Raw genomic sequence first — 11109 nt, 5'->3', positions numbered from 1 at the left:
CGCGAAGCCTGCTAAACGCCCGCGCCATGAGCGCAGCCGTCATCGTCTTCCCCGGATCCAACTGTGATCGTGACTGCAAGGTCGCCATCGAACGCTCCACAGGCGAGCGCGTGGACATGGTCTGGCATCAGGATACTGAGTTGCCGTCTGGCCTGGACCTGATCGTCCTGCCGGGCGGGTTCTCCTATGGCGACTATCTGCGCTGCGGGGCCATGGCGGCGCAGTCGCCGGTCATGCAGGCGGTGAAGAAGGCGGCGGATGACGGTGTCGCGGTGCTGGGCATCTGCAACGGCTTCCAGATCCTGTGCGAAGCCGGGATGCTGCCGGGGGCCCTGCTGCGCAACAGCGGGCTGAAGTATGTTTGCAAGCCCATCAGCCTGACGGTTGCCAACGGCCAGACGCGCTTCACTGCCGGCTATCAGGGCCAGCGCGAAGTGGTCATGACCCAAGGCAACGGCGACGGAAACTACTTCGCCGAGCCGGAAACCATGGCCCGCATCGAGGGCGAGGGCCAGGTCGTCTTCCGCTATGTCGACAACCCCAACGGCTCGATGGCCGACATTGCGGGCCTTCAGAACGCTCGGGGTAATGTGCTGGGCATGATGCCCCACCCGGACCGCGCCTTCGAGGAGGAGCTTGGCTCCGCCGACGGCGCGACCCTGTTTCGCAGCGTCATGGATGCCGCCTAGGCGAGATCAGTCGGTTGCGCCGTCAGCATTGTTGCCGGCCGGACCGCGCACCTCTTCATAATCCTCGTCATCGGCTTCGGTGATCGCGTCCTCGTCGTCGCGTGATTGCACGTCGCCGGGATCGCGCTGGGCCGCCAGTTCGCGGGCTCCGACGCCCAGGCCCTGTTCGCGGCCTCGGGTGGCGGAGACTTCGTCGGTTTCAAAGACGGGCTTTTCGTCGGCCATGGTCGTTCTCCTGAGTGTCCAGCCTTAACCGCTGGCGTACAGCGCGGTTCCGCATGCGTCGGTGGATGAACCTTTGCCGTTCCCGCGCGTATTGGCGGCACGTCGATATCTCCGCCGGAGCACGCCCATGTCCATCCTACGTCCCAGCTCGTCCCAGATGACCCGCCGCCTGATCGTGCTGGCGACGGTCATCTTCGCCATCGCCATCTCCCAGGTGCAGATGTTCATGGGCTGGGGTCAGACGGCGCAGGAATTCTCGGCCGACAGCGACACCACGCTGAAGGTCGCAGGCTATGCCTTCGCCATCTGGGGCGTGATCTACGCCGGGCTGCTGGTCTATGCGATCCGCCAAGCCCTGCCCCAGACGGGCGAGAGCGAAATGATCAACCGCTTCGGCTGGCCGTCGATCCTGGCCTTCCTGGGCATCGGCTGGTGGATTGTGGCGGCGGCCTTCGACTGGGAGCTGGCGACGATCGTGCTGATCTTCGGCTCGCTGATCGTGCTGCTGATCCCGATGCTGACCGGTGCCCATGCCATCAGCGCCCTGTCTCGCGCCGACCGCGATCGCTGGATGACCGTCTGGCCGCTGAGCCTGCTGGCGGGCTGGCTGACCGTGGCAGCCCCTTTGAACCTGATCACCGTAGCGACTGGCAACGGCGACCTGCCCGCCATGCTGTCACCGACAGTCTGGGCCATCCTAGCCATCGCTGTTGTGGTCGCTGTCGCCCTGCTGGTGACGTGGCGCATACGCACCATCGCCTATTCCCTGCCCATCGCCTGGGGCCTGCTGGGAGCCTTCGTGGCCGAGCAGGAGCGCAACATGCCGCTGGCCATGATGGCCCTGGCCGCCGGTGTCGTCGTTCTGATCGGGGCGGTCCTGCTGGCCTTCCGGCTGAAGTCGGGTGTCGAGCGCGCGACCGCCTAACGCCGCCTCGCCAGGCCTATTCGGTGCCGTACAGGAACCGTTCCTCGACGATCTTGCCGTGGCGGACCGTATAGAGAGCCACTTCGTCCATCGTGGTGCGCTCGCCCCCGCTGGGCGTCACATCCATCGAAAAGCGGACGGCGAACTGGTCCTCGAAGACGAAGGGCCCCTCCACCTCGAAGCTGTGGACCTCGTTGTTCTCGGCCCACCATTCGCCCTTGCGCGCGACGGCTTCACGGCCTTCGACACGGGCCATATCACCGGGCATCGGCTCCAGGCTGACCACGTCATCGGCCCAGAAGGCTTCTCCGGCCTCGGCGAAGTCGCCCGCGGCGCACATGTCGGTAAACTCGCGGGCGATGGTGGCGGTATCCATGACGCTCTCCTGCATTGCGATGGCTGAACGCTACGCCCCGCTGTTGACGTTGCCATGACGCCTGCATGACATCGCCTTCGGCCAGTGGCGCAAGCGGCCAAGCCACGCTAGAAGCCCGCTTCATGAGCGCATCCAAGACGACCGCCGAACTCGCCGCCGAATACGGCCTGGCCCCCAACGAATATCATGTCGTCCTCGACCGGCTGGGGCGTGAGCCCAACCATGTGGAACTGGGCGTCTTCTCGGTCATGTGGTCCGAGCACTGCTCCTATAAATCCTCCAAGATCCATCTGGGCAAGTTCCCGACCACCGGGCCGCGCGTCATCTGTGGGCCAGGCGAGAATGCCGGGGTCATCGACATCGACGACGGCGACGCCTGCATCTTCAAGATGGAGAGCCACAACCACCCCAGCTTCATCGAGCCCTATCAGGGCGCGGCGACAGGCGTGGGCGGCATCATGCGCGACGTCTTCACCATGGGCGCACGCCCGGTCGCCCTGCTGAACGCCCTGCGTTTCGGCAATCCGTCTCACGAAAAGACAAAGCGGCTGGTCAAGGGCGTCGTCAGCGGAATCGGCGGCTATGGCAATTGCGTCGGCGTGCCGACAGTGGCGGGCGAGACCAACTTCCACAGCGGCTACAACGGCAACATCCTGGTCAATGCCATGTGCGTGGGCCTCGCCAAGGCCGATGCCCTGTTCTATTCGGCCGCGCCGGCGCCGGGGCTGTCGGTGGTCTATTTCGGCTCCAAGACCGGCCGCGACGGCATCCATGGCGCGACCATGTCCTCGGCGGAGTTCGACGATGAGTCGGACTCGAAGCGCCCGACGGTCCAGGTCGGCGACCCCTTCGCCGAAAAGCTGCTGATCGAAGCGACATTGGAGCTGATGGCCTCGGGCGCCGTCGCCGCCATTCAGGACATGGGAGCCGCTGGGCTGACATCTTCCTCCGTCGAAATGGCCGGCAAGGGCGGCGTCGGCATCGAGCTGAACATGGATGCCGTGCCCCAGCGCGAGGAGGGCATGACCGCATATGAGATGATGCTGTCGGAAAGCCAGGAGCGGATGCTGGCGGTCCTGAAGCCGGGCCGCGAGGAAGACGGCCACCGCATCTTCAAGAAATGGGGCCTGGACGCCGCCGTCATCGGCCAGACCACCGATACCGGCCGGCTGGTGCTGAAACATCATGGTGAGACGGTCTGCGACGTGCCGCTGGCCCCGCTGTTCGACGATGCGCCGCTGTACGACCGGCCTTGGGTCCAACCAGAGCTTCAGCCGCGCCTGACGCCGGCCCAGGTTCCCGCGCCCGACAGTTGGGTCGATGCGGTGATCAAGGTGGTGACCTGCCCCGACATGGCTTCCAAGCGCTGGATCTGGGAACAGTACGATCGCCACGTCATGGCGGACACCCTGCATGATTCCGCCACCGCCGCCGATGCGGGCGTGGTGCGGGTGCATGGCACGGACAAGGGTCTGGCCGTCACCTCCGACTGCACCCCCCGCTATGTCCAGGCCGACCCCTATGAAGGTGGCAAACAGGCTGTGGCCGAGGCCTGGCGCAATCTGACCGCCGTCGGTTCGCGCCCCATCGCCATCACCGACAATCTGAACTTCGGCAACCCGCAGCGGCCAGAGATCATGGGCCAGATCGTCCGTGCCATCGACGGCATGGCCGAAGCCTGCCGCGTGCTGGACTTCCCCGTCGTGAGCGGAAACGTGTCGCTCTATAACGAGACTAATGGCGTTGCCATTCCGCCCACCCCGACCGTCGGGGCCGTGGGCCTGCTGAGCAACTACGACATCGTCACCGGCTTCGGCACGATGGCCGAGGGCGATGTGCTGGTCCTGATCGGCGAGACACACGGCGAACTGGGCTCGTCCATCTATCTGCGCGAGGTTCTGGGCCGCGAGGAGGGTGCGCCGCCGCCGGTTGATCTGACGCTGGAACGCAAGACCGGCGACTTCGTGCGCGGCCTGATCGAGGCTGGCGACCTGACCTGCGTCCACGACCTGTCCGACGGCGGTCTGATCGGGGCGGCGGCGGACATCGCCCTGGCCAGCGACTGCGGCGTCGAGCTGGACGCCTCCAGTCACGACCACGCCCACTTCCTGCTATTTGGCGAAGACCAGGCCCGCTATCTGGTCGCCGTCACCGACCCGGTCAGCCTGATCGCCAATGCCCAGGAGGCAGGTCTGCACGCCTCTGTCGTTGGTCGCGCGAGGGGCACCGACTTCGCCTCGACCGGCAAGGGCGGCGACCTGTTCCGCCTGCCGTTGGCGCATTTGCGCGAAATGCACGAAGGCTGGATGCCGAACTGGATCGAGGGTTGACCATGCGCCTGCACACCATCGCCGCGCTGTCTCTACTGGCCCTTGGCGTGACCGCTTGCGAAGGCGGTGGCGATCCGGTGCAGCAGGCTCTGCGCGATGCCTCTTCGGAACGTCAGGCGGCCACCGTCGTCGATGGAAAAGTGTCCGGTCCCGCCCCGGTCGATCATGCCGCCATGGGCCACGGCCCGGCTGCGACACCCGGCAACCAGGCCTTCGCCGCCTCCGAAACCGAAATGCACCGCCTGATGGCCGAGGCGTCGGGCGAGACGGTGGATGAAGCCTATATCGCCAAGATGATCGCCCACCACGAAGGGGCCGTCGCCATGGCCCAGGTCGCCCTGCGCGAAAGCCAGGACCCCGAAATCCGCCGCATGGCCCTGGCCGTCATCGACGCCCAGACGCGCGAGATCGCGGAAATGAGGGCGTGGCGTCCCGCCGAGTGACGACCGTCACATTTCCGGGCTAGGTGCAGGGCTTCAGCCTGGAGTGCACCGATGCGATCGTTTGATTCCCTGTCCCGTCGCGGCCTGTTGCTCAGCCTTGGGGCCGGTGGTGCCTTGGCCGGTGGCGGTGCGCTGGCGCAGGAGAATACCCGGCGCATGGCCGGTCCGGTGTTTGCGGAATATCCGTTTCAGCTGGGCATAGCCTCGGGCGATCCGTTGCCGGACGGGTTCGTGATCTGGACTCGTCTGGCCCCGCGCCCGCTGGAGATCGGCCATGGCATGCCCAGCCAGCCCATGCTGGTGAACTGGGAGGTCGCCTCCGACCGGGGCTTCAACACCGTGGTGCGCAGCGGCGAGGCGGTGGCCCGGCCCGAACTGGCCCATTCCGTCCATGTCGAGGTCGAGGGGCTGGAGCCCGGCCGCGACTATTTCTATCGCTTCTCGGCCGGGCGCGAACGCTCGCCTTCGGGCCGGGCGAAAACGGCCCCAGCTGCGGGTGGCCAGGTCGCCCAGGCCCGCTTCGGCATCGTCGGCTGCCAGGCCTATGAGCAGGGCTTCTACACCGCCCATCGCAAGATCGCGGACGAGAACCTGGATTTTGTCTTCTGCTACGGCGACTACATCTATGAAGGGCGCGGCAACCGCACCTACACCGGCTCGGGTGGGACGATGGACAATCCGCGCCAGCATCTGGGCGGCGAAATCTACTCGCTGGATGACTACCGCCGCCGTTATGCCCAGTACAAGATGGATAGCGACCTGCAGGCCAGCCACGCCGCCACCTCCTGGTTCTGCACCTGGGACGACCACGAGACGGACAACAACTGGACCGCCGCGCTCGATCAGGACGGCACCCCGCCCGAGGTCTTCAACCTGCGCCGTCAGGCGGCGGCCCAGGCCTATTATGAGAACATGCCGCTGCGCCGCTCGTCCTTCCCCACGGGCGCGGCCATCCAGCTTTATCGCCACGCCACCTGGGGCAATCTTCTGGACCTGAACTTCCTCGACACGCGCCAGTTCAGGACCGCCATCCCCTGCGACGGCACCTGGGCCTCGACTTGTGAGGCGGTACGCGACCCGGCAGCGGAGGTCATGGGCGAGGCGCAGGAACAGTGGCTGTATCGCAACCTGGACCGCACCCAGGCGCACTGGAAGGTCCTGGCCCAGCAGATCATGGTCATGGACCTGGACCGCAAGGAAGGTCCGGAGCCGGGCTATAACCTGGACACCTGGGCCGGCTACGCCATCCCGCGCCAGCGGCTGCTGGATCGCCTGCGCGAGCGCCGCATCGGCAACACCATCATCCTGACCGGCGACGAGCATCAGAACTATGCCGGCGAATTGTACCGCGACAGCCGCAATCCGGAGGGCGCTCCGATCGCCTCGGAATTCGTCACCACCTCGATCAGTTCTTCGGGCGACGGCCAGGACCAGCGCGCCGACGGTCGCCGCTATCTGGCCGACAACCCTTTCCTGAAGTTCAACAACGCCCAGCGCGGCTATGTCGTCTGCGACATCACCCCCGAACGCTGGCAGACCGAGTTCAAGGTGCTGGACAAGGTTTCGGACAAGACGGGCACCCTGACCACGCGCGCCAAGTTCGCGGTGGCCAGCGGCGATGCGCGGGTTGTGGCGGCCTGATCGTCAGGCGACGAGCGGCACAGCCTGGCTCAGTCGGCCACCGACGCGGATCGGCTCGATGCGCGTGGCCAGACCCGTCTTGTCGTCGGTCTCGACATAGACGCCGCAGATCGTCGCCGGCCCGTGAGCGGGCGTATAGCGTCCGCCGGAGATGCGGGTGGTGAAGCGCCGCAAGGGCTCTTCCTTCTCGTTGCCGATAACGCTGTCATAGTCGCAGCAGCCGCCGGCGTCGGTCTGATAGGCCGTGCCGCCGGGCAGGATCTGGGCATCAGCCGTCGGTACATGGGTGTGGGTGCCGACCACCAGGCTGGCGCGGCCGTCGCAGAAGTGACCCATGGCCATCTTCTCCGAGGTCGCCTCGCAGTGCATGTCTACGATGATGGCGTCGGCGGCCATGCCTAGTGGACAGGCGGCCAGTTCCTTCTCCACTGCACTGAACGGACAGTCCATCGGGTCCATGTGGATGCGGCCCAGCACATTCATGACCAGGACCGTCTTGCCGGAGTGGGTCTCGAACAGATTGGCCCCGGCCCCCGGCGCATCCATCAGGCGGGGATAGTTGGCCGGACGGATCAACCGCGGCTCGCGCACGATATAGGTCAGGGCCTCGCGCTGGTCCCAGCTGTGGTTGCCCAGCGTCAGGCAGTCGGCCCCGGCCATGAACAGCTCACGCGCCGTGTTTTCGGTGATGCCGAAACCGCCGGCCGCATTCTCTGCATTCACCACCACGAAGTCGAGTTTCAGCTCGCGTTTCAGCCCCGGCAGATGATCGCTCAGACCATCCCGCCCGGACTTGCCGACCACATCACCAAAGAACGCCAGACGCATGAACTCAGACCTTTCGCGCCGGGGTATAGCCGACCTCGGTCAGAACGCCATGCAGCCGAATGTCATGCGACTCCAGCTCCAGCATGCCGACCTGCTGTCCAGCGTAGGCCAGACCGATGCGGACGGCATCCGGCATGGCGGCAAAGGTGCGGTCGTAATGCCCCCCGCCCTGCCCCAACCGACCGCCCCAGGCGTCGAAAGCCAGAAGCGGTGTCAAGATCAGATCAGGCACCACGGTCTCGGCCAGCGGAAACGGCGCGGGTACGCCGGCCGCATCCGGCTCCAGCGGATCACCGGGCGACCAGCGGCGGAAGATCATTGGCGCGTCCAGCGCGATCACGACGGGCAAGCACAGGGCCCGGCCCTCGGCGTCCAGGGCACGCGCGATCCGCTCGGCCCCCAACTCAGAGCCGATAGCCCAATAGACAGCGACCAGATCGGATGGCGGCAACTCTGCGATATGTCGCGCTGCATGATCCGCCGCTTGGGCATCCAGCCCCGCCAGCCGCTTGCGCTCGGCCCGCATCGCAGATCGAAGCTCCCGCTTGTCAGTCATGAGAAGACACTCGACCGCGCGGATCACGCGCAGGAGCCGTAGCGCGCTACATCGCCGCGCTCAAGCAGCGAGGCTCCGCGAGCCGAGCGATATCGCAAAAGAACGCGCTCAGGCAGCGAGCGACCGCGTCGCGAGCGTTAGCGCATCAAAAAGGGGAGAGGGTGGCGGCGCCGTAAGAGCCGTGAAGGACGGTTTAAATCCTCTCGAGCCTGGGTAGCCAGGTGGGCTCCGTATGCTCAACCCCACGAGGTCAAACAGGGACAGATCCCTTCGAGTGAATTAAGGCCGCGAGGATATGTTGCCTTCGACGAGAGCCACAGCATGACCCGCCGTGGAGCAAGATAGTCCTTCGCGCCGTCTTTCGCCAGAGGGCGTCGAAGCGTCTTCAGTTCGTCGCGCCGAGGCGCTACCGATGCGGCGAAACGGAGACACGTCATGAGCCTGCTGAACGCCCTGATGGGCAATGCCAACACCGTCGATCCGAAGACTATCGCGGGCGAGATGGCCAACATCCTGATCCCCGGCGAACGGATCGAACATGCCTACAAGCTGGTGCGTGATCTGATCGTCTTCACCGACAAGCGGCTGCTGTTCGTCGACAAACAGGGGATGACGGGCAAGAAGACCACCTTCCAGTCCCTGCCCTATTCGAAAATCACGCACTTCAGCGTCGAGACGGCCGGCACGCTGGACATGGACGCGGAGATGAAGATCGGCGTCTCGGGCGGAGCCATATTCGGCAAGACCTTCGGGCGCGGCGTTGACATCACCGAGGTGCAGCGCGTGCTGGCGACCTACGTCCTGGTCTGATCGCTTCAGAGCCCCTGGACGATTCTTTCCAGCCGCGCGGCGACAGCGTTCAGGGCCTCGGCCACGCCATCGGTGGTCGGCACGCCCGGCACCTCGACCACGGGCAGGCCCTGACGCGCCTCATGCAGTTCGTCGGCCAGCATCAGCCCGGCCATGAGGAATAGGCGGATGTCGCCGACATGGCCGACCTCGCCTGCCACCTGGCGCACATGGGTGTCGAACAGGGCGGCCAGCATCTGGACACGCTGCTCCTGACCATCGGCGCAACCGACGGCATAGGGGCGGCCGTTGACCTCTACGGTGACGGTCGCCATCAGCGCCCCTCCCATTCGGCCAGGGCCTCGTCGGCCAAGACGTCGCGGATCGCCTCGGCGGCGCGGTCCAGCACCTCGGCGGCGTCACGGCCGGCGGCTTCCAGCTCATGGATGCGGGCGCGGTCGGTTTCGCTGGACGGCGTGGGCGCGAACAGGTCGTCGTCGGGCACGCGGCTGGTGCCCGCCGCGCGACCCTTCAGGTCCATCAGACGACGCTCCAGCAGGGCCAGGGCGCGATCGACACGGTCTTTTGCGGCCGAGGCAGCATCCATTCGGGTCATATCCTCCAGAATCCGTATAGAACCCGCCCGCGCGCCGGGGTAAAGCGGCGCGCCTCCCTTTTTCCGCCTCCCGACGAAAGGTCCCGCCGTGACCGACGCCAAGATCACATCCAAAAACGCCCCCGAAAAGGCGTCCCTGAAACAGATGGCCGACGCCATCCGGGTGCTGTCCATGGATGCGGTGGAAAAGGCCAAGAGCGGTCACCCCGGCATGCCGATGGGCATGGCCGACGTCGCGACGGTACTGTTTTCCAAGTTCCTGAAGTTCGACGCGAGCCGCCCCGACTGGGTCGACCGCGACCGCTTCATCCTGTCGGCAGGCCACGGCTCGATGCTGATCTATTCGCTGCTGCACCTGACCGGCTACAAGGCCGCGACGCGCGAGGAGCTGTCCAACTTCCGCCAGTGGGGATCCAGGACCGCCGGCCACCCCGAGTTTGGCCATATGCCGGGCGTGGAGGTCACCACCGGCCCGCTGGGCCAGGGGCTGGCCACCTCCGTCGGCTTTGCCATGGCCGAGCGGCATCTGGCGGCCAAATATGGCGACGACCTGGTCGATCACCGCACCTGGGTCATCGCCGGTGACGGCTGCCTGATGGAGGGGGTCTCTCAGGAAGCCATCGCCCTGGCCGGTCGCTATCGCCTGAACCGGCTGACGGTACTGTGGGACGACAACGAGATCACCATCGACGGCAAGGTGTCCCTGTCGGACACCACCGACCAGAAGGCCCGCTTCAAGGCGGCGGGCTGGGCGGTCAAGGCCATCGACGGCCACGACACAAAGGCCATCAAGTCCGCCCTGCAATGGGCGACGCGTCAGGACAAGCCGACCCTGATCGCCTGCAAGACCCAGATCGGTCGCGGGGCCGCCACCATGGCCGGCAGCCACAAGACACACGGCGCGGCCCTGGGCGCCGCAGAGATCGCCGCCACCCGCCTGGGCCTGGCCTGGGAGCATGAGCCGTTCGACCTGCCCGAGGCGGTCGACAAGGCCTGGAAGAAGGTCGGTCGTCGCGGTGCCAAGGAGCGCAAGGCGTGGGAAGCCCGCCTGGCCGCCTCGTCACAAGCGGCCGACTTCACCCGCGCCATGAAGGGCGACCTGCCCGCCGGGGCCTTCGATGCCCTGAATGCCAAGATCGCCGAACTGGTCGAGACGAAACCCGCCCAGGCCACGCGCCAGTCGTCGGGTGCGGCGCTGGACGAACTGTTCGCCGCCATCCCCGAGCTGATCGGCGGCTCGGCCGACCTGACCGGCTCGAACAACACCTTCGTGTCGGGCACGCCGATCCTGGACGCGCCGTCCTATGAAGGGCGCTACGTCAACTGGGGCATCCGCGAGTTCGGCATGGCGGCGGCCATGAATGGGCTGGCCCTGCACGGCGGGGTCATTCCGTACGGCGGCACCTTCATGGTGTTCTCGGACTACAGCCGCCCGGCCATCCGCCTGGGGGCCCTGATGGGCGTTCGCGCCATCCACGTGCTGACCCACGACAGCATCGGCCTGGGCGAAGACGGCCCGACGCACCAGCCCGTCGAGCATCTGGCGGCCCTGCGCGCCATCCCCAACCTGCTGGTCTTCCGCCCTGCCGACACAGTCGAGGCGATGGAGTGCTGGCAAATCGCGCTAGAGACCAAGAACCAGCCCTCGGCCATGGCCTTGTCGCGCCAGAAGACCCCGGCGGTCCGCACCT

General features: G+C 66.3%; 13 protein-coding genes. 7 read left to right on the top strand and 6 right to left on the bottom strand.

Annotation, left to right across the window (positions count from 1 at the left end; all coding sequences use genetic code 11):
* The first annotated feature begins 26 nt into the window (after positions 1-26).
* Complete coding sequence (gene purQ, locus JHC81_RS11780) at positions 27-689, top strand: phosphoribosylformylglycinamidine synthase subunit PurQ (RefSeq protein WP_292174897.1); 663 nt, start codon at positions 27-29, stop codon at positions 687-689.
* Between the two features lie 6 nt (positions 690-695).
* Here the strand turns inward: purQ and JHC81_RS11775 are convergent, their stop codons facing one another.
* Positions 696-914, bottom strand: coding sequence for a hypothetical protein (locus JHC81_RS11775; protein ID WP_292174888.1), 219 nt, complete (start codon positions 912-914; stop codon positions 696-698).
* A gap of 127 nt (positions 915-1041) precedes the next feature.
* Between JHC81_RS11775 and JHC81_RS11770 the strand changes: the two genes are divergently transcribed.
* A complete protein-coding gene (locus tag JHC81_RS11770; protein ID WP_292174885.1) occupies positions 1042-1839 on the top strand; it encodes a hypothetical protein in 798 nt (265 codons plus the stop codon).
* 16 nt (positions 1840-1855) lie between these two features.
* Here the strand turns inward: JHC81_RS11770 and JHC81_RS11765 are convergent, their stop codons facing one another.
* Positions 1856-2215, bottom strand: coding sequence for a nuclear transport factor 2 family protein (locus tag JHC81_RS11765; RefSeq protein ID WP_292174882.1), 360 nt, complete (start codon positions 2213-2215; stop codon positions 1856-1858).
* Between the two features lie 122 nt (positions 2216-2337).
* On the opposite strand from JHC81_RS11765, the gene purL reads away from it, so the two are divergent.
* The 3 genes from purL (at position 2338) to JHC81_RS11750 (ending at position 6629) form a co-directional block, all read left to right on the top strand.
* A complete protein-coding gene (gene purL, locus JHC81_RS11760) occupies positions 2338-4545 on the top strand; it encodes a phosphoribosylformylglycinamidine synthase subunit PurL (RefSeq protein WP_292174880.1) in 2208 nt (735 codons plus the stop codon).
* 2 nt (positions 4546-4547) lie between these two features.
* Complete coding sequence (locus tag JHC81_RS11755) at positions 4548-4988, top strand: DUF305 domain-containing protein (RefSeq protein WP_292174878.1); 441 nt, start codon at positions 4548-4550, stop codon at positions 4986-4988.
* Positions 4989-5144: 156 nt separating this feature from the next.
* Positions 5145-6629, top strand: a complete 1485-nt coding sequence (locus JHC81_RS11750; RefSeq protein ID WP_292174896.1) for an alkaline phosphatase D family protein — start codon at positions 5145-5147, stop codon at positions 6627-6629.
* Positions 6630-6632: 3 nt separating this feature from the next.
* On the opposite strand, the gene JHC81_RS11745 is transcribed toward JHC81_RS11750, so the two are convergent.
* Positions 6633-7457 carry a TIGR00282 family metallophosphoesterase gene (locus JHC81_RS11745; RefSeq protein ID WP_292174875.1) on the bottom strand — a complete coding sequence of 275 codons (825 nt, stop codon included), beginning with the start codon at positions 7455-7457 and terminating at the stop codon, positions 6633-6635.
* Between the two features lie 4 nt (positions 7458-7461).
* Complete coding sequence (locus tag JHC81_RS11740; protein WP_292174872.1) at positions 7462-8013, bottom strand: 5-formyltetrahydrofolate cyclo-ligase; 552 nt, start codon at positions 8011-8013, stop codon at positions 7462-7464.
* 435 nt (positions 8014-8448) lie between these two features.
* Here JHC81_RS11740 and JHC81_RS11735 point away from each other — a divergent pair, with 435 nt between their 5' ends.
* Positions 8449-8823 (top strand): PH domain-containing protein, encoded by a 375-nt coding sequence (locus JHC81_RS11735; RefSeq protein WP_292174869.1) that lies wholly within the window; start codon positions 8449-8451, stop codon positions 8821-8823.
* A gap of 5 nt (positions 8824-8828) precedes the next feature.
* Here JHC81_RS11735 and JHC81_RS11730 read toward each other — a convergent pair whose 3' ends face one another.
* Together JHC81_RS11730 and JHC81_RS11725 are read right to left on the bottom strand one after the other, a co-directional pair.
* Complete coding sequence (locus JHC81_RS11730; protein ID WP_292174866.1) at positions 8829-9137, bottom strand: cell division protein ZapA; 309 nt, start codon at positions 9135-9137, stop codon at positions 8829-8831.
* Complete coding sequence (locus JHC81_RS11725) at positions 9137-9409, bottom strand: hypothetical protein (protein WP_292174863.1); 273 nt, start codon at positions 9407-9409, stop codon at positions 9137-9139. Before JHC81_RS11725 ends, JHC81_RS11730 begins: the two co-directional genes overlap by 1 nt.
* Positions 9410-9563: 154 nt before the next feature.
* On the opposite strand from JHC81_RS11725, the gene JHC81_RS11720 reads away from it, so the two are divergent.
* Positions 9564-11109, top strand: a 1546-nt coding sequence (locus JHC81_RS11720; RefSeq protein WP_292174892.1) for a transketolase, incomplete at its 3' end; no start/stop codon positions are given.

Origin of the sequence: Brevundimonas sp. (genome assembly GCF_016463295.1) — a bacterium.
Classification (GTDB): Bacteria; Pseudomonadota; Alphaproteobacteria; order Caulobacterales; family Caulobacteraceae; genus Brevundimonas.
The sequence above is the reverse complement of the archived record's forward strand: the minus strand, read 5'-3'. Positions and strand labels throughout refer to the sequence as shown.